Genomic DNA, 17,996 nt, shown 5'->3' with positions numbered 1-17,996 from the left:
GGCTTATGAGAGGTAGAGCTTGCCAATTGTTACGTGCAAGCGATTAGGGAGTCATTGCACGTAACAAGACAACTTGCCATTTCTTAGGCGTGAGAATGACCGTGACTTTCTATCTCAGATTGGGTCTCCGGCTCGCTGTCGCCACATGCCGACACCTAACAGACAAACCAGCAGCAGGGAGCGGCTCAGCGTATGGAGTTGTTCATCATGTATTCCTTCAATCTTGATCTTAGAGTTAAAAGCCCCAGCGCCTACGACGCTGGGGCTATTTGTCTTAGATAGCGCGTTTGACGCTCAGGTACTCACCCTTGGTCTTCAGCGTAATCGTCACGTCGCTGTTGCTTCGGTTACGCCAGAACCAGCCATGGGTGCCATCGAAGATGGCAGTGAATTCGCCTTTATCACCTTTGACCTGCTTGGCCTTGCTGTAGCTGTGGTAATAGCCCTTGGGGCCGTTGTAGGGCTCGCCATGGGTGTCGTGATTGACCGGAACGCCATCGGTTGCCCACTCGTAGCTAACCGTGGCCTTGTCCAACATCTCCAGCTTGATTTCACTGGCCTCGCCCGGCTTCAGCGTGACAGTCATTTCATCAGTCTTTAGGACTTGCTGTGGCTCTGCTACCGGCTCAGCCACAGGTGCTGCCGCAACCTGCTCGTGGGGTGCCACCTGACCAGGCGCGGGGGCTTGTACGACCGGGGCCGCCGCTGGCTGAACAGCTGCATCCGCAGCCGCTTCTTCGGCCAGCACCTCCTTCATTTCACCCATCTGGGTCAGGCCAAGTACGCGGCCGACGCCCGTTGGGTCGATGGCGTATTCAGAAGGCATCACCACGGTGACGAGCAACGCAGCCGCAACACCCATTGCGATCACAGTGGAGCGCAGCAGCTGGCGGCTAGTCGGCAATTCACTCTGGGTTGGAAGCGTGGTATTGAACATTCTGCAAATTCCTTACTGAGAGACGATCAGGCCGGTGAGCTGGTAACCCATCAAGAGGAAACCGGCGCTCATCATGGCGACGTTGGCGGTGTAGGCATGGCGCCAGAAGCTGGCGGTTCGTCGCCAGTAGCCCATGACGATCAGAATGGCGCTCAGCGCCAGTAGCTGGCCAATTTCCACCCCGACGTTGAAGGCGATCAGGTTGGCGACCAGGCCATCCGCGGAGATCTCGTACTCCTGGATTTTCGTTGCCAGACCGAAGCCATGCAGCAAACCGAAGATCAGCGTGGCGGCTTTGGTGTTCGGCTGGTAACCGAACCAGCGCTGGAACGCGCCCAGGTTGTCCAGCGCCTTGTACACCACCGAGAAACCGATGATGGCGTCGATCACGTAGGAACTGATGTTGATTTCCGCCAATACACCGAGCAGCAGCGTCACCGTGTGGCCCACGGCGAACAGAGTGACGTAGAGCCCCACGTCCTTCAGGCGGTAGAGAAAGAAGATCACCCCGAACAGAAACAGCAGATGGTCGTAGCCGGTGATCATGTGCTTGGCGCCCATGTAAATGAACGGCAGCACCATCACCCCGGAGCTTTCCTGGATAAAGCCCTTGTCGCCCTCGGCAACAGCGTGGGCCAGCGCGTCAGGCATGCCGAGAAACAGCAATGCGGTGAACAAGAGCAGCAGTATTAGCGAGCGGTTTGGGCGCGCGGAAAATGCGCCCATACCGCACATGGATAGCGAATGCATGGTTGAGTCCTAAGTGACTGTGGTATTGGCCGCATAGCGGCCGGTGTCAGAGCGCGAATCTTGGGCGTGGTGGCCGCTCGATCAGGAAGATCGGACTGGGAGGGATGGCGTAGCGCGTGGCTTCTATCGGCTGCGGACGCTCTGGCAGCGTACTGACGGTGAGGAGCGTGGTCAGGTATGGCGTTTCGTGCACGTGGTCGGCGGTAAGCGTGGAGTGGTAGTGATCGGCGCATCTGGCACAGCCTGAAATACCCGTGCTGCGGGAATGCGCATGAGCATGGTCCTCGCCGCTCCACGCACCTTGGCTCACCCCAGAGCTAAGCGCGGCGCTATGCCCAGCCCATGTCATTAGCATGACGAGGGCAAGGACAAACGTTAACTGAGCACTGACCGGTTTACTGAGCATGATGTGTCTTCGATTACAGATTCGGCTGGCCGCCCGACGACAACGACAGGTTTGCCATATCCCCCCAGGGGGATAGGATCAGAGCGTAAGTCATCGAGGCATGGGACTCAAGGCATGAGCGATCAAGAACACGCCCATCAGCACCAAAGTCATAGCGATATCATCAAAAGGTTGAAGCGTGCCGAAGGTCATCTGCGCAGCATCGTGGGCATGATCGAGGCCGGTCGCCCCTGTGTGGACCTTGCCCAGCAGCTACACGCGGTAGAAAAAGCGGTTTGCCAGGCCAAGCGCACCTTGATCCAGGACCACATCGACCACTGTCTGGAGCATGCGCTCGCGGCCACCGAGCCGGGTGACACCACCGCGCTGAGCGACTTCAAGCAGATCACCAAGTACCTCTGAGCTTCTTTGGCCGCCCAGCGGAGCACGCCATGACCTGGATAGTGACCAAGTACCTGATTACTGCACTGATGGTGGTCCTGGTATCCGAAGCGGCCAAGCATGGCGACCGTATTGGCGGTGTCATCGCCGCCCTGCCCATAGTCACGGTGCTGACCTTGATCTGGCTGCACATCGAGCATCAGCCGGGACAAAAGATCGCCAACCATGCCTGGTACACCTTCTGGTATGTGATCCCCACGCTACCGGCGCTGTTGATGTTCCCGCTCCTAATGTCTCGCTTCGGCTTCTGGCTGGCACTGGCGGGTTACGCATTGGCCACGTGCCTATGTTTCGCCCTGTTTGCTCTAGCAATGCGCCGCTTCGGCATAGAACTGCTGTGATGGGCGACTGAGGTCAGCTGTGAAGCAGTAGCAGCACTGTTCTAGGTACGATTCTGCCAATCGCGCACGGCTACTTTGGGACAGTACAAAGTCACCCGACAGCTCACGGCTCAAGCAACCTTGAACCGTCCCACCAGCTGTTGCTGTTGTTCAGCCAGGCGAGCGAGTTCGAGGCTGGTCGTGGCCGTCTGTTCTGCGCCCGCGCTCACCTGAATCGCGACATCGTTGATTTCGACGATGTTGCGATTGATGTCTTCGGCCACCGCACTCTGCTGCTCCGCGGCCGTGGCGATCTGCAGGTTGCGATCACTGATCGCCGAAACACCTTCAGCTATCTCTGCAAGCAACTCACCCGCCCGGCCAATGTTGCTGGAGCCGCTCTGCGCTTTGGCGAGCGTTTCCTGCATCGAGCGAGCCGCCCGGTCAGCCCCGCCCTGGAGGTTGGCGATCATGCTTTGGATATTTCCGGTGGACTCCTGGGTCTTCTGAGCAAGCGTCCGTACCTCAGACGCGACGACCGCAAACCCACGCCCATGCTCCCCTGCTCGGGCAGCTTCGATGGCCGCGTTGAGCGCCAGCAGGTTCGTCTGGTCGGCAATCCCACGGATCACATCCAGCACAGACGAGATGGAATCGCTCTCGCGCTTCAGGTCCGCGATGATGCTAGCCGTTTGCTCAGCTTGGTCAGAAAGCTCACGGATGAGGCCGATGGTGCTTTGGACCTCGGCTCGCCCTTGAGCGGTATTGGCGTTGAGCTGCTGCGACAGTTCGGCCGCATCGTTTGTGCTTCTGGCCACATCGCGCACGGTCGCGCTCATTTCGTTGATGGCGGTCACCACCAGCTCGGTTCCCTGACGCTGCCGATCGATGCTCTCGCTCGTTTGTACGGTGACTGCGGATGACTCCTCGGCGGCGGTCGCCACCTGCGCCGTGGCGGCACTGATCTCTTGAACGACCTGCTGCAGCTCCATCGCCATGAGGTTGAGGTTGCGTGAGATCTCGCCGAACTCGTCCTTGCCCTCATAGCACGACTTGGCCGTCAGATCCCGCGCCGACAGTGCGAGCAGCGTCTGATTGACCTCCCGAACGGCCAGTTTGATGTTGCGAATGATCAGCACGGACAGGCCAATCACTACCAACAGCGCGATGACCACTGCGGAGATGGTCATCCACAAGGCGCTCTGTGCCTCGTCGCGCGCCTGAGCGGCCAAGGTCCCGACGTCCTGAGCCAGTGCCTGTTCCAGCTCACCCATAAGATCGATTCGGTTGGTGGCTGTCTCGAACCAATTTTCACTGTCAATGCCCAGGCTTTGGCCAATCGGCACCTCAAAAGCCAAGCGTTGCAGCCGCGCCACTTCGAGCGCGCTCGGCTGCTGCAGTTTTTCGTCCAGCGCACGGGTAAAACCCTCCGCCGCCGCACGACGGAAGCCTTCCATATAGGCAGAGAATTCACCGAGGTTTCGGCTGAAGGATGCAAGCAAAGGCGCGTCGAAGCGATCCTGAGCGAATACAACACCCAGCATTGCGCGCTCGCGGCCTGCACGCTCCTTCATTTCGATGAACTGGTTGAGGCCGCCTAGGGCTCGTGCGAGCGTGGCGTCTTGCACCCCGCGCTCCACCGCATGTGTGAAACCGATCAGGGATCTGATGTATCCGGTGAAGCGCGCACCGGACTCGACATTGGTGATCGCAAATGCGTCGACCTGCGAACGCGATGCCGGAAGTTCATCAAGGCCCTTTAGAACAGTGCCTATGTGCGAGCTATCACGTGCGGCAAGTTCCCTCACGGCGCTCAACGCTTCATCGGTAGCTTGGCGCATGCCTGGCAGGCGATTCGCCATGGTGCGTCCCTGGCTCCCCAGGTAGACCCCACTGGCGCCACGCTCACGCTGCAATGCGGTGATCAGGCGGCTGACGGTCTGCGCGGCCACGCTGGCCTCTACAGTGTCCTCCATCTGTTTCAGCGTGCTGTAGCTGTTAGCGATGTACAGGCTGGCAAGCCAAAGGAAACCGAGTACCGGGCACGCAAGAATGAGAACGAGCTTCGCGCTCAGGGGAATATTTTTCAGCATAGGAACCTCATGCTCCGTTTTCACGGAGCGGCGCAGGCATGGGCATTTCTCGCTCCGCTGCACCGGGATGCAATGCTTCCGATGCTTGAGAGCGGTTTTTATGTCTGTTTGGGCGGTCGAAGCTTTTAGTAGATGCTCAGAAGCTTTTCGTGGATGCCCAATACAGAGGCCGACGCATGCCGAACAGGCTGCGTGGAATCCGTTTTTGACGGGCGGTATTTTTTCGGTTTGAGCCTCAGCCACCCCTGACGCAAGTCAATTTAGTAACGCCAATATCTCGCCGCTCGTCGGGATGTGCGTTACTCGGTAGACCTATCCCGATTGAGGGTGGGCGGCGGCAGCGCCGTCATGGGTTGGGCTGGCGAAATTCTTTCGATTACAACCCGATCAACGACAGCGTCGGGTCGGACGGCAGTCGTAAAAGGGAACGACGGCCGTCACGCTCCGGCCATCACCGAAATTGCCGGTACACGATAGGCATGATGCGAACCGCATCTTTGGCGTAGCGCTTTGCCAGGCGTCGCGGTTCGGTGCACATACGGTGCAACCATTCGAGCGACATGCGCTGCATCCATCTCGGCGCTCGCTTAACCTTGCCGGAGAGGAAGTCGATTGACGCCCCGACGCACAGTCCGACCCCTCGTGCTCGACCATCTGCTCGAATCAGTCGCCCCAGAACTTCCTGACGTGGGCAACCTACGGCAAGTACCACGAGCTCGGCAGGATGACCGATGACGAAGTCCATGCACGTCTGAACGTCCTGCGGGTTGTCGTCGAAGCCCATGGGCGGGGTGTGATGGAAAAAGGTCACATTCGGGTATAGCAGGCGCATCGTTCGTATGTCCGATGCGTCGCTGCCAATCACCGTTACCCGCCACTTCTTCGCCTCGGCGATGCACATCAGTTCCCCGGTCAGGTCGCTGCCGGGGATAACGTCGGGGACAGGGATGCGCAGCAGCGTCATCAAGCCTTTCAACACCTGGCTGTCGCAAATCCTGTGGCTGGCGTTGGCATAGGCGCGGCGCAGTTCGGGATCGTCTTCGAGCCGGACCACATGGTTGACGTTAGGGGTGACGATATAACTGAACTCGCGGTTGCTCGCCTCGATGATGTGGGCGATGAGCTCAGCATTCGATCCGTCATAGAACTCGATATCGAACCCTCTTACTGTGCTTTGTCTGTTGCAACTGGACGGTCGCTCGTCTGCATGGGGCTCCTTGGGTCCCAAAAGCTTTTGCAAAACGCTGTCTCCTCGTCAGACATAGGGCATCGCATACGGGTGCGTTCAAGCTCTGCCAGCATTAAACGCCGCTGAAGCTTGCATGGTTCTTAAACTGAACCCGATCGAACGCAGAGGTTCGAGCCAAGCGGCGAGGAACCGGACGGCGAACAGCTGGCTTTGACGCGTCCGTGGCGATCAACCTGCAGCGCTGCCGTCTGACACGCATTTGCGGTCGATTCGGCAGCTGTGTCGGATCACTGAGGATGGGGACAGTGCTCGGCCAGCTCGCAACGCAACGCCGTGTGGAATCGAGCACCTGGGCAATGGCACTGGCGTGAGGGAGAGGTAGTCGCAGAGGAACAACCGCATCAGGTCGTCACGGGATCCTATGCGATGCCGCAGCGCATCAGCAGCGATGCGCGGCAGGCAAGACCCACCCATATGGCTATATAGTAGAGTTGTCCAATCCGTCCCGCCGATGGTCAGGCGGCTGGGTCACAACGGGCACACCAATCGGTTCAATCGCTTACGCGATCAGCCAACGCTTCGATGCTAAAAACCATAGAGGGCTCTGCTTGGCACACGCGGTTGCGACCGCTTTCCTTAGCCTCGTACAGCGCCCCGTCGGCGCGCGCTAGTGCGGACTCGATGCTCTCTTGGGTGGTATCGATCTCTGCGACACCGATACTTACGGTGACGTGAATGTTCTCGCCTATGCTGGACGTAACTTCCAGCGCCTGCACGGCGCAACGGATGCGCTCGGCAAATTGGCCAGCCTCCATGAGGTTAGCCCCTGGCAGCAGAACGACAAACTCCTCGCCGCCCAAACGAGCAACCAGGTCAATAGTGCGACTTTCTTCTTTCAGCGTTTTCGCCAAGTGCCTGATGACTTGGTCGCCACTGGCGTGGCCGTGGGAGTCGTTAATGCGTTTGAAATGATCAATATCGAGCGTCACGATCGATATCGAAGTGCGGGAGCTTCTGGCCAGATTGAGTAAGTAATCTGATTCTGGAAAGAAGTACCGTCGGTTATACAGCTTGGTCAGAGGGTCAGTGTCCGCCTGCTTTTTCAAATCCTCTTGAGAGGCACGCATATCCTCTAGCAGCTTGATCCGGTGCGAGATGATGAATGCCAGCGTCAGCGCTTCGAGCACGATACCGATGCCAACCCCATGACTGCTTACATAGGTCGGTGAAAGGATGCCTTTATAAGTAAGCACGGCAAGAATATTGAATAGTACGAAGAAGCTGTGGCCAACCAGGAAATACTTTACGAGCGGATGACCTTTGCGATACAGCGAGATGCTGACCGAAAAGGTGACCAGCATCATCAGCGCTGCCAGACTGCTTGCCGGTTTGAGCGCAGCAGAAATATCAAAAAGGGACCATATGAAGGTGACCGCCAGGAGCGCAATCAGCGCTTGCAGAAAGCGATGCTCGGTGGGGTAGAACAACTTCGTCTCGAAGATTGACATCATGAACAGCAGCAAGAAGATGGGCATCGTAATCAGCGACATGTTCAGCTGGAAAACTGCGTCGCCATACCCATCAAACACGCTGGCAATCAGGCCGTAGGAGAGCGCGATCCAGACCAGCCCAGAGATAAGATAAAGCGAATAGTAGATGTTCTCTCTGTTACTGGTGGCGAAATACAGCAGCGCATTGTAGAACACTAGAGCGAGCAGCATGCCGACCATAAGAGCGATGTCGGTATTAACACTTACCAATGCCAGACGCGACGCTCTTTCGTTATAAATATCGATCGCGAACCATTGGTGAGAATAAGATACGCTGCGCAAGTAAAGCGTGGTGGACTGCTGCGCGGGAAGCGCCAGCGGGAAAACTAAAGTTCCGCGAAACATCAAGTCGGAATCAGCAGCTTGGTTCATATTAAGCTGTTCGCGTTGCCGCAGCTGGCCGTCCCGTTCTTCATAAATTTCAACTGAGCGTAGATGGTATGCATGCGGAAGGTGAATAAACAGCTTCTGATCCGTATCCGATGCGTTGCGCAGAATAAGCCGGTACCAGGCGACCCTTGCATCAGCGCCAAGAGAGGTCCGGTTGCCAGTTTCGTTAAATGGCTGGGCTCTGGCCTGGTCAAACGTCAGGTTGTGCGAGGCATCGACAAAATAGCCCATCCGAAAATCGGTCTGTTTGATCGGGTGCTCGCCAATTACTACCTCTGGTGCTGCCCGTGTCTGCGCCGCTGCCAGCAGCAACATAAACGCGAACAATACCTGCTTATATAGATCCATCTGCCAAAGCCTGTCTTATGTTCGCGTGTGCACGGGTCATACGTAGCGCTGCGGTTCTTTAATGGAATATACGCATAACGGACCATCACTCCCATTGTGAAATCATGAACAGAGGGAGCGCGCCTGACAGATGCTAGGGGCCCGTGGCAGGGAAGACTATTCGAGCATACTTTCCCCTCGCGGAAGGCTCGACGTAAGTCCCGTTGCGCTCGGTTGTTGAACCGTTTCCTGAAGGCTATTTAGTTCAAGATCAGTCGAACCGCGTTACCTCAAGCTGCCGCGCCACCAGCAATTAGAAACGACACACCCTATGTAGCTGAAAATCAGCGGTCCTGCCCTCCCTACTTCATCGCCCGCTTCTACCAGGGCAACGCTTCACCGCTATAGGCGTAAAACCCACCGCTTGCCTCAGGTCCCAACCCGTCGATAACGCGCAGCAGATCATGCGCTGCATCGGCGGCAGGCCGGCCAATCTCGGCGCCGCGGAAGGGCTGGGATAGATTCGAGCTGACCGTGCCTGGATGCAACGCCAGCAGTAAGGCATTCGGCTGGCTGCGCTTGATTTCGATGGAGGCGGTCTTGATCAGCATGTTCAGCGCGGCCTTGGAGGCACGATAGCTGTACCAGCCACCGAGGCGGTTGTCGCCGATGCTGCCGACCTTGGCCGAGAGCATCGCCAGCACGCCCCGCTGACGGTCGAGCAATCCCGAGAAATACCGCAGCAGCAGCGCCGGGCCAAAGGTGTTGACCTGAAAGGTTTCGAGTAGCTGTTGATGGTCGAGGTCAGCGAGGCGTTTTTCCGGCATGAAAGCATCGCTGTGCAGCACGCCGGCGGCGTTGATGATCAGGTGGAAAGGCCCATGTCCGGCTAGCTCCGCCGCGGCCTGCTCGATGCTGACCGGATCAGACAAGTCCAGCGGCGGCGAAGTCGAGCGCCCCAGTTCCGTTACTGATGCGCAGCGTGGGTCCGTGCGCAACGCGTCTACCAGCGCAGCCCCGATGCCACCGGAGGCACCAATGACCAGCACGCGATAGCCCTCGGGAAACGATTCCATATGCATCATGGTTGCCTCTGGCCGAGATCCGGCCTGGTTGGGTGGGTCGGGCTCAGTTCAGATCGAGCGCTTAGCCCGGTTTATTGGTTTGCAGGCCGGCACGCCATTGCTCGATATGGTTCGCCAGCAGGTCGGCCACCGGCAGGCACGCGCCGAGTCGGTAGAGGTTCCAGTAATGCCCCTCTAGCGTGCGGTTGACCAGCAGCGTACCGGACGCGGGCTGCAAACTGCCGAGCGCCGACATCAACAGCGGCGAAAGCTCGATCAGTTGCTGATGCAGCGATGCGCCGCGGAAATCCCATTGCGCGCCCGGTTGCAGCAACGAGTGCAGCAGCAGATGGATGCGGCGATACAGACTATGCGGCGGCGCGCTGCCGGGCTGGCGACCGCCGAGTGCCTGGAAGCCCGCCTCCAACGCTTCGCTGGAGGGGCCGCGCAGGGCATCGAAGATCTGCACATAAGCGCGCAGCAAACGCTCCGGCAGTGGCACGACACTGCCGAAATCGTAGACCACCAGCTCCCCCGTCTCGGTCCAGGCCAGGTTGCCCGGGTGCGGATCGGCGTGCAGCTGCCCGAGGCCGAACGCCTGTTCGGCAAGCCAGTCGCACAGGGCTTCGGCCAGTTGCTGGCGAATTTCGGCGGGCGCCTGTTCAACCTCGTTCATTGAGCGCCCCGGCCGCTCCTCCAGCACCAGCACACCTGGGCGGCACAGCTCCGTTGCGGCAAAGGGAATATGCACACCTGGCCAATCCGCAAAGTGCTGCCGGAAGCACTCTAGGCTTTGGCGCTCGGCGTCGTAGTCGAGCTCCTGGTCGATGCCGCGTTGCAACTCACGGTACACGGATTCGAGGCGCGCCGATGGCGTGCCGAACAATCGCCCCAGCGGCATCAGCCGGCGCAGCTGACGCAGGTCGGCGTCGCAGATGGCGCGGATGCCCGGGTACTGGATTTTCATGATCAACGCCCGCCCCTGCTGGTCACGCGCCCGGTGCACCTGCCCCAGGGACGCCGCCGCGGCGGGTTGCGCTTCGATGGTGTCGAACAGTTCGTACAAGCGCCCGTCATAGCGACGCTGCAGATGTGATTCGAGCGAGGCGAACGGCAGCGACGGCACCTGATTCTGCAGACGAGACAACGCCGCGCTGACCGGTGGGGGCAGGACGTCCTGCCATTGCGAGGCTTGCTGGCCGAGCTTGAGCACCGGGCCTTTCATCTGCCCCAGCGTATCCCCTAGCAACGCCCCGATCGGCGCCCAGTCGATACGTGCCTTGCCGGGGGTGATGCGCTGCACCAGCAGGTTCCCGGCGATTCGTGCGCCGGTGCCGCCGAGATTGAGAAAGCGCCCGAGTGCAGACGCCGATGGGCGAGAGAAACGAGACATGCTGGTTACCCGCGGCAGGCAAAGCCTGATCATGGAGCAGCCGACCAGATGAACCAAGGGTCAATGGTTGCAACCTGTTGCGTCGTCACCTCGTCAGTAGCCTGTTCGATGCAACAAGCGGAACGTCGGTAAGCCAGGCCTGGCGGGCTATCAAGCCCGCAATAGAACCGGCTGAGCGCGCCTGGTGAACAGGCTGACACGGAACGGGCCAGGGAAAAACGAGTCGGAATATCTGACTGCGCCCCTCGGCTATCGTCCGCCGCACGGCTGTAACACGCTCGCTCGGTATGCCCCTGGCGATTGCTCGAGAGGGTTTTAGCCCGACCCGCCGAATAGGCACTTTACGGGCGTGTTCCGCATGGCCTTTGTTCTGAATTGATGGACTCGGCCGGCAGGAACAACAAACGCGGGAACAACAAACGCGGCTTCATTCATACAGAAGCCTGCGTAAGGAGTACGGAATGACCGATCGCATTGATCCTTCCTTCAACCCGAACGAAGACTTCCCTCGCATTTCCACCGGCAGCGAAGGCCTGGACGATATCCTTGGCGGCGGGCTGGACCCGAACAGGATGTACCTCTACGAAGGCAGCCCAGGCGCCGGTAAAACCACCATCGCCATGCAATTTCTGCTGGAGGGCGTTCGTCAGGGCGAACGGGTCCTTTATGTAACCCTGTCGGAAACTAAGCAAGAACTGGAACTGGTCGCTAAGCGGCACGGGTGGTCGCTCGAAGGCATCGATGTGTTCGAGCTGGTAACTCCAGAAGCCAGCCTCGACCCCGAACTCGAACTGACTGTCCTGCACCCGGCGGAGATGGAGCTGAGCGAGACCACTCAGCAAGTATTCGACCGCGTGACACAAACCAACCCGACCCGGGTGATCTTCGACAGCCTCTCGGAAATGCGATTGCTGGCGCAAAGCCCGCTGCGCTATCGGCGTCAGGTTTTGGCACTCAAGCACTTCTTCACCACCCGCCGCTGCACCGTGATCCTGCTGGACGACCAGACCTCGGAACTGGGCGACCTGCAGCTTCACTCGATCTCCCACGGCGTGGTCATGCTGGAGCAGCTGGCCATCGACTACGGCGCCGAGCGGCGGCGTTTGCGCGTGGTGAAGATGCGCGGCATCCAGTTTCGCGGCGGCTATCACGACTTCGTCATCCGCAAAGGCGGGTTGCAGATCTTCCCTCGTCTGATCGCGGCCGAGCATCACTCCCGCTACATTGGCGAGGCGGCCTCATCCGGCAATGCCGCCCTGGACACCATGCTCGGCGGCGGTCTGGAGCGTGGCACCAACGCGCTGTTCGTCGGGGCAGCGGGCGTCGGCAAGTCGTCCTTGGCACTGAGTTTTGCGGTCGCCGCGTGCAAGCGCGGCGAGCAGGTCTCCTTCTTCGTCTTCGACGAAAACATCGCCACGCTGCTGGCGCGCGGACGGTCGCTAGGGCTTGCCATGGAGCCCTGGATCGAACAGGGCCTGCTGCATCTGCAACAGGTTGACCCGGCTGAGTTGTCGCCCGGTGAATTCACCGCAGCCGTGCGTCGCAGCGTTGAAGAGCAAGGCTCGAAGTTGGTAATCCTGGACAGCCTCAACGGCTATCTGCATGCGATGCCGGATGGCCGCTTCCTGATCCTGCAGATGCACGAGCTGCTGAGCTACCTGGGACAAAAAGGCGTCATCAGCATCATGGTGCTGGCCCAGCATGGGCTGGTGGGACCAATGGATACGCCAATCGATATCAGCTACCTCAGCGATGCGGTTATCATGCTGCGCTACTTCGAGCACGCCGGTATCGTCCGCAGGGCCTTGTCCGTGGTCAAGAAGCGCAGCGGGCGGCACGAGAACACCGTTCGCGAATACCGGCTCAGCACTACCGGCGTCGAGGTCGGGCCACCGCTGAGTCACTTCAGCGGGATTCTATCGGGCACACCGGAATACACCGGTGATGCGACTCAGCTACTGACAGACGAGCATGACGACGCCCACTAAACCAGAGCATCCGCTGATCGTCGTCTACGCCCCCATCGGCCGGGACGGCCCGGCCACAGCCGAACTGCTGCGCCGCAGCGGCATGGATGCGGTGGTCTGTCACGGCGTCGATGAAGTGCTGCAACGCGCCGAAACCGATGCCTCGGCGGTGTTCATCGCCGAAGAAGGCCTTTTTGGCCATGATCTACAGGCCTTGTCCGACTGGGTCGATCAGCAACCGCCCTGGTCGGACTTTCCGTTCGTGGTCCTCACCAGCAAGCACCAACAGCCCGCCGTTGCCGCCTGGCGTCAGCGCATGGTGGCGGCGCTGCGCAACGTCTCGCTGCTGGAGCGGCCCGTGCAGAGCATCACCCTGACCAGCGCCATTCAGGCCGCCGTACGGGGTCGCCTGCGCCAGTACGAAGTGCGCACATTGATCGACGCGCGCGAACGGGCCTCACAAGAGCTCGAAGCGCTGGTGGTGGAGCGCACCAGCGAACTGGAACGCACCAACCTCGAATTGCGCACGCAGATGGCCGAGCGTGCGCACATCGAAGAAACCCTGCGGCAAACGCAGAAGATCGAAGCCATCGGCCAGCTCACCGTTGGCATCGCCCACGACTTCAACAACCTGCTGATGGTGATCTCTGGCGGGCTCGACATGCTTGATCGCCGCGCCGATCCGGAGCGCCGCAAGCGCCTCATGGACGGCATGCGACAAGCCGCCCAGCGCGGCTCGGCACTGACCCGTCAGCTGCTCGCGTTTTCCCGCCGTCAGTCATTGGCGCCGGAAGCCGTCGACCTGGCTCAGCGGATCAGCCAGATGCGCGAACTACTCGACCGCAGCTTGCGCGGCGATGTGCACGTGAAAGAAGAATTTGCAGCAGACCTATGGCCCGTCGAGGTGGATCCAGGCGAACTCGAGCTGGTCATCCTCAACCTCGCGGTCAATGCGCGCGATGCCATGCCTGAAGGTGGCTCGATTCTTCTGCAGGCCTGCAACGCACCCGGCGAGCAGGTGCTGGGTCGTCGGGGCGATTTTGTTCGCCTGGCGGTCATCGATTCCGGCGTTGGCATCCCAGCTGATGTTCGCAATCGGGTCTTCGATCCCTTCTTCACGACCAAGGAAATCGGCAAGGGATCCGGGCTCGGCCTCGCGCAGGTGTACGGCTTCGCGCGGCAATCCGGCGGCACGGTATGGATTGATACCGAGTGCGGCCAGGGCACCAGTGTGGTGATGTTGCTGCCGCGCTCGGTCAACTTGCCGAGCCCGGCGAAAGACCAACCGCTGGTGAACGAGCCCGCCCGACGCTCGGCCGGCAACGTACTGCTGGTTGATGACGATGACGAAGTGGCCGCACTGGTGGGCGAGATGCTCGAACACCTCGGCTATGAGGTGACCTATGCCGCCAGCGCCGCGGCAGCGCTGGGTGCGCTCGCCAATGAGCGGGAAGTCGACGTCGTGTTCTCCGACGTGATGATGCCCGGCGGCATGAACGGCCTGGAGCTGGCCCGGGAAATCCGGGCGCGCCAGTTCGGTGTGCCGGTTCTGCTCACCAGTGGCTACGCCGAGGCAATCAAGCAAACGGCCGAAGCCGAAGGCGTACAGGTGCTGGCCAAACCTTACCGGCTGGAAGAATTGGCAGCGGCCCTCAAGGGCGTGGTCGAAACCATCTTGGCCCCCCACAGCCTTGCCGCTCGCGATGTGCATCGCCTTGATGGCTAGGGCCCGTCGCGCACTCCACCAGAACTAAGCGCATCCCAGGCCGTCGAAACGCCTGCCCTACGCTTGCGGTACACCGCATCCGGCCGCCTCCTCTTGCATCGCGCTCGTCTGCGCCTCAATCACAAGGAACCGATCGATGCTCACTGCTGACAACCAGTCCCGCCGAACCTTCCTGGCCCCTCGCACCCCGATTGCTTATGCCTTCAGCGGCCTGCTGTTATCAGGCGCCGCACTGCTCGCCCATGCCGATGAACAGGCTATCGCGGCGCGCGACGCGCAGAACAAGCGCTGGAGCCAGCAGATGATCGAGCAACCCAAGCATCAGCCGCCAGCGCTCGACGCGAAGTACAACCACATCATCACCTTCGGTCAGTCGCTGGCCTCGGCAGCCGAGGGCTGGCCCGCGCTGTCGAAAAAGCCGGGCTACGACAACCTGATGCTGGGCGACGCGACGCGCTCAGCGACCTTCAGTGGTGATCGTTTCGTGCCGGTCGGTGGCGCCTCGTTCAAGCCGCTGCAGGCGGTGGTGCAGCTCAAGCGCGACCCCAAGGTTCTGCTCGATGCCGAGGCCGTCGCGCAGTTGGAAGCACAGGCGCAGGAAGAAGGCGAGTCGGTCGAGGTGGGCGCATTGAACATGGCCCGGCGGCTCTATCTCGACAGCAAAGGCATCGAGGCCGACCCAGAGCATTTGCTCGTCGCCAGCAACGCCGCCACCTCCGGCCGTTCCATCACACAACTATCCAAGGTCGGCGGCACCCACGAATACAAGCGAGTACTCCAGGCTGTGGATCAGGCCCGGCAGGTCGCGCAAGCCGATGACGCCAGCTACACCCTCAGCGCGCTGTTCTGGTTGCAGGGCGAATACGACTATGCCGAAGTCCAGGGCGGCATCAACGACAAGGCCACCTACAAGAAGATGCTGCGTCAGTTACGCAACGACCTGAACGAGGACACCGCCAAGGCCATCGGCCAGAAGCGGATGCCGGCGTTCATCAGCTACCAGACCGACGCCAAGACGTCGGTCGTCGATGGCAGCCTGGACATCGGCCTTGCGCAGTGGGAACTGGCGAAGGAAGAACCCAACTGGTACCTCGCCGGCCCGGTCTATCCTTACGTCGACAAAGGCACGCATCTATCCGCCAATGGCTATCGCTGGTTCGGCCAGATGCTCGGCAAGGTGTTCCATCAAGTGGTGGTCGAGCAACGTGGTTGGCAACCGCTATCACCGCTGCGCGCGACGGTCGAAGGCCGTGAAATCCTGATGGACTTCCATGTGCCACATCCCCCGCTGGCATTCAGCGAGCCCTATCTCGGGCACAAGGCGCAGATGATCGAGAACTATGGTTTCGTCATCACCGATGACAAGGGCAAGGTGCCGGTGGAAAACATCGAAGCCGCCGCCGATACCGTGTTGCGGCTGGTCGTCGGGCGCGATCTGGTGGGCATCCCGACCATCCGCTACGCCAGCCATGCAACAGGCGGCGCCGGTGAGCTGCATGACAGTGACCCGACCGTAGCGGACGCCAACTATGAATACCTGCCCGACGAAGGCATGCCGGAAGAGGCAAACATCGAGGCGCTGGTCGGCAAGCCCTACCCGCTCTACAACTGGTCCATTGCCTTCGAACTCAAGCCCAGCCAAGGGCACGATTCGGCACGCTGACTTTAGGCGACGTCCCCACCCACCGAGGCGCGACGATCAGCGCGACATTGATGAATCCCGCATCGCAGCTTCGGTAGTAGAACGAGCCGCGCTAGCGAACCGCAGGTTCCGTTGCTGAGCCGGCACGCTCGGCAGCTTGGGGGTTTACCGCATCACGCAGCGCCTCTATTGCCTGGAGGAGTTCCGCTGGTATTGCGTGTCGCTGACCTTTTCGAGCCATTCGACGTTCTGGCCTTGCTCGTCAGTCCCGGTCACGGCGATGTGTGTCATAGCGGTCTCGGGCGCAGCGCCATGCCAGTGCTTAACGCCCGGCGGGCACCAGACCACGTCGCCCGGCTTGATCACCTGAATAGGTTCGCCCCACTGCTGGACGCGACCCACGCCAGCGGTGACGATCAGGTATTGGCCCTTGGGATGGGTGTGCCAGGCCGAGCGGGCGCCAGGCTCGAAAGTGACGTATGCGCCAGAGGCATTCATGTGTTTGGTCGCGCTGTAGAGCGGGTCAATGCGGGCGCGCCCGGTAAACCATGCATCGGGGCCGGCAATGGATGCCTGGCTGCCGGCGGCGGCAATGCGTTGGTCTTCGGCGTTGCCTTCATCGGCGAATGCCATCGGCACCAGGGTCGAGATAAACAGGGTCAACAGTAGCGTGCGCATGGGTCTCTCCGCGTTAAATGGTTGGGTCGGGCGCCGTTTCATGGCCGAATTGAATAGCGGGGCCGGCCACGGCCTGCCGGATTACTCGCTCAGGTTGTTCCTGAAGAAAGCAGCGAGCTTGTCGAAGGGGATCAGGTCGACGCGGTCATAGAGATCGACGTGCCCGGCACCCTTGATCCACAGCAGCTCCTTCGGCTCGCCCGCCTGACGGTAGGCCGCTTCGCTGAACTCCTTCGAGTGCGCCTCGTCGCCGGAAATGAACAGCATCGGGCGCGGGGAAATCGTCTCGATGTCATTGAACGGATAGAAGTTCATGAACTTCACGTTGCTGGTCAGTGTTGGGTGCGTGGTCAGATCAGGCGTTGAGCTGGCCGGCGTGAACTCGCCGCGGGCCGTACGGTAGAAGTCGAAGAACTCGCGTTGGATGGGGTGAGTGTCCTCGTGCAACTGGTGCACCGTGCCGCCGGTATAGCGAGTCTCGCCGCCGGTGAATTCGGCGTAGCGTTGCTCGGCGGCCTCAGCGAGGATCTGCTTACGCTGCTCGAGCGTTTGCGACTTGTTCAAGGCGTCGCGGTTGGCCGCGCCCATGTCGTACATGCTAACCGTCGCGATGGCCTTCATGCGGGGGTCGATCTTGGCCGCGCTGATGACAAAGCTGCCGCTGCCGCAGATGCCCAATACGCCGATCCGCTCCCGGTCCACGAAAGGCCGCGTGCCGAGGTAATCAACCGCGGCGCTGAACGCCTCTGTATAAACGTCCGGCGCCACCACATTGCGCGGCTGGCCTTCGCTCTCGCCCCAGAACGACTGGTCGATGGCGAGCGTGACGAAGCCCTGCTCGGCGAGCTTCTGTGCGTAGAGATTCGAACTCTGCTCCTTCACTGCGCCCATGGGGTGGCCCACGATGATCGCGGGGTAGCGCGTGTTCCGGTCAGCAGCTTTAGGCATGAACAGGTTGCCCACGACCTCCATGTTGTATTGGTTATCGAACCGGACCTTTTCCAGGCTCAAACTATCGCTCGTGTAGAAATTATTGGCACCGTCAGACATGTCTTGTCCCATTGCGTTGAATGCGTAGGCGCTGGTCATTAGTCCTACCGCCAGAAGCAGCTTTTTCATCGGT

At 60.3% G+C, this 17,996-nt stretch carries 15 protein-coding genes; 5 read left to right on the top strand and 10 right to left on the bottom strand.

Going from position 1 to position 17,996, the window contains the following annotated elements:
• Positions 1-274: 274 nt before the first annotated feature.
• The 3 genes from C1896_06285 to C1896_06275 are packed head-to-tail and all read right to left on the bottom strand — an operon-like array spanning position 275 to position 2,093.
• Positions 275-937 carry a transmembrane anchor protein gene (locus tag C1896_06285; protein ID AZZ44556.1) on the bottom strand — a complete coding sequence of 221 codons (663 nt, stop codon included), beginning with the start codon at positions 935-937 and terminating at the stop codon, positions 275-277.
• Positions 938-949: 12 nt separating this feature from the next.
• Complete coding sequence (locus tag C1896_06280) at positions 950-1,687, bottom strand: hypothetical protein (GenBank protein ID AZZ44555.1); 738 nt, start codon at positions 1,685-1,687, stop codon at positions 950-952.
• Positions 1,688-1,733: 46 nt separating this feature from the next.
• Positions 1,734-2,093, bottom strand: a complete 360-nt coding sequence (locus tag C1896_06275) for a hypothetical protein (GenBank protein AZZ44554.1) — start codon at positions 2,091-2,093, stop codon at positions 1,734-1,736.
• A gap of 114 nt (positions 2,094-2,207) precedes the next feature.
• Between C1896_06275 and C1896_06270 the strand changes: the two genes are divergently transcribed.
• Together C1896_06270 and C1896_06265 are read left to right on the top strand one after the other, a co-directional pair.
• Positions 2,208-2,495, top strand: a complete 288-nt coding sequence (locus C1896_06270; protein AZZ44553.1) for a metal resistance protein — start codon at positions 2,208-2,210, stop codon at positions 2,493-2,495.
• A gap of 29 nt (positions 2,496-2,524) precedes the next feature.
• Complete coding sequence (locus tag C1896_06265; GenBank protein ID AZZ44552.1) at positions 2,525-2,875, top strand: hypothetical protein; 351 nt, start codon at positions 2,525-2,527, stop codon at positions 2,873-2,875.
• Between the two features lie 110 nt (positions 2,876-2,985).
• Here the strand turns inward: C1896_06265 and C1896_06260 are convergent, their stop codons facing one another.
• The 5 genes from C1896_06260 to C1896_06240 all read right to left on the bottom strand — a co-directional run bounded on the left by C1896_06260 (position 2,986) and on the right by C1896_06240 (position 10,860).
• Positions 2,986-4,947, bottom strand: coding sequence for a chemotaxis protein (locus tag C1896_06260; protein ID AZZ44551.1), 1,962 nt, complete (start codon positions 4,945-4,947; stop codon positions 2,986-2,988).
• A gap of 451 nt (positions 4,948-5,398) precedes the next feature.
• Positions 5,399-6,175 carry a glycosyltransferase gene (locus C1896_06255; GenBank protein ID AZZ47551.1) on the bottom strand — a complete coding sequence of 259 codons (777 nt, stop codon included), beginning with the start codon at positions 6,173-6,175 and terminating at the stop codon, positions 5,399-5,401.
• Positions 6,176-6,687: 512 nt separating this feature from the next.
• Complete coding sequence (locus C1896_06250; protein AZZ44550.1) at positions 6,688-8,424, bottom strand: GGDEF domain-containing protein; 1,737 nt, start codon at positions 8,422-8,424, stop codon at positions 6,688-6,690.
• Positions 8,425-8,783: 359 nt separating this feature from the next.
• Entirely contained in the window at positions 8,784-9,485 is a 702-nt protein-coding gene (locus tag C1896_06245) for a short-chain dehydrogenase (GenBank protein AZZ47550.1), read from the bottom strand.
• 64 nt (positions 9,486-9,549) lie between these two features.
• A complete protein-coding gene (locus C1896_06240; GenBank protein ID AZZ47549.1) occupies positions 9,550-10,860 on the bottom strand; it encodes an ABC transporter in 1,311 nt (436 codons plus the stop codon).
• A gap of 461 nt (positions 10,861-11,321) precedes the next feature.
• On the opposite strand from C1896_06240, the gene C1896_06235 reads away from it, so the two are divergent.
• From C1896_06235 to C1896_06225, 3 genes are all read left to right on the top strand, one after another.
• A complete protein-coding gene (locus tag C1896_06235) occupies positions 11,322-12,848 on the top strand; it encodes a circadian clock protein KaiC (GenBank protein ID AZZ44549.1) in 1,527 nt (508 codons plus the stop codon).
• On the top strand, positions 12,832-14,553 hold the full coding sequence (locus tag C1896_06230; GenBank protein ID AZZ44548.1) for a hybrid sensor histidine kinase/response regulator: 1,722 nt from the start codon (positions 12,832-12,834) through the stop codon (positions 14,551-14,553). The genes C1896_06235 and C1896_06230 overlap by 17 nt, the downstream gene beginning before the upstream one ends.
• A 136-nt stretch (positions 14,554-14,689) precedes the next feature.
• On the top strand, positions 14,690-16,216 hold the full coding sequence (locus C1896_06225) for a phosphate ABC transporter substrate-binding protein (GenBank protein ID AZZ44547.1): 1,527 nt from the start codon (positions 14,690-14,692) through the stop codon (positions 16,214-16,216).
• Positions 16,217-16,381: 165 nt separating this feature from the next.
• Here C1896_06225 and C1896_06220 read toward each other — a convergent pair whose 3' ends face one another.
• Positions 16,382-16,873 carry a cupin domain-containing protein gene (locus C1896_06220; protein ID AZZ44546.1) on the bottom strand — a complete coding sequence of 164 codons (492 nt, stop codon included), beginning with the start codon at positions 16,871-16,873 and terminating at the stop codon, positions 16,382-16,384.
• A gap of 81 nt (positions 16,874-16,954) precedes the next feature.
• Positions 16,955-17,992, bottom strand: a complete 1,038-nt coding sequence (locus C1896_06215; protein ID AZZ44545.1) for a hypothetical protein — start codon at positions 17,990-17,992, stop codon at positions 16,955-16,957.
• Positions 17,993-17,996 lie beyond the last annotated feature (4 nt).

It is taken from the genome of Pseudomonadaceae bacterium SI-3, assembly GCA_004010935.1.
Classification (GTDB): domain Bacteria; phylum Pseudomonadota; class Gammaproteobacteria; order Pseudomonadales; family Pseudomonadaceae; genus Stutzerimonas.
The sequence above is the reverse complement of the archived record's forward strand: the minus strand, read 5'-3'. Positions and strand labels throughout refer to the sequence as shown.

Bases quoted from the DNA above. Each gene is read 5' to 3' on its own strand.
- C1896_06280 (AZZ44555.1), bottom strand. From the start codon at position 1,687: ATGCATTCGCTATCCATGTGCGGTATGGGCGCATTTTCCGCGCGCCCA.
- C1896_06215 (AZZ44545.1), bottom strand. From the start codon at position 17,992: ATGAAAAAGCTGCTTCTGGCGGTAGGACTAATGACCAGCGCCTACGCA.
- C1896_06245 (AZZ47550.1), bottom strand. From the start codon at position 9,485: ATGCATATGGAATCGTTTCCCGAGGGCTATCGCGTGCTGGTCATTGGT.
- C1896_06285 (AZZ44556.1), bottom strand. From the start codon at position 937: ATGTTCAATACCACGCTTCCAACCCAGAGTGAATTGCCGACTAGCCGC.
- C1896_06220 (AZZ44546.1), bottom strand. From the start codon at position 16,873: ATGCGCACGCTACTGTTGACCCTGTTTATCTCGACCCTGGTGCCGATG.
- C1896_06270 (AZZ44553.1), top strand. From the start codon at position 2,208: ATGAGCGATCAAGAACACGCCCATCAGCACCAAAGTCATAGCGATATC.
- C1896_06275 (AZZ44554.1), bottom strand. From the start codon at position 2,093: ATGCTCAGTAAACCGGTCAGTGCTCAGTTAACGTTTGTCCTTGCCCTC.
- C1896_06250 (AZZ44550.1), bottom strand. From the start codon at position 8,424: ATGGATCTATATAAGCAGGTATTGTTCGCGTTTATGTTGCTGCTGGCA.
- C1896_06235 (AZZ44549.1), top strand. From the start codon at position 11,322: ATGACCGATCGCATTGATCCTTCCTTCAACCCGAACGAAGACTTCCCT.
- C1896_06265 (AZZ44552.1), top strand. From the start codon at position 2,525: ATGACCTGGATAGTGACCAAGTACCTGATTACTGCACTGATGGTGGTC.
- C1896_06225 (AZZ44547.1), top strand. From the start codon at position 14,690: ATGCTCACTGCTGACAACCAGTCCCGCCGAACCTTCCTGGCCCCTCGC.
- C1896_06230 (AZZ44548.1), top strand. From the start codon at position 12,832: ATGACGACGCCCACTAAACCAGAGCATCCGCTGATCGTCGTCTACGCC.
- C1896_06240 (AZZ47549.1), bottom strand. From the start codon at position 10,860: ATGTCTCGTTTCTCTCGCCCATCGGCGTCTGCACTCGGGCGCTTTCTC.
- C1896_06260 (AZZ44551.1), bottom strand. From the start codon at position 4,947: ATGCTGAAAAATATTCCCCTGAGCGCGAAGCTCGTTCTCATTCTTGCG.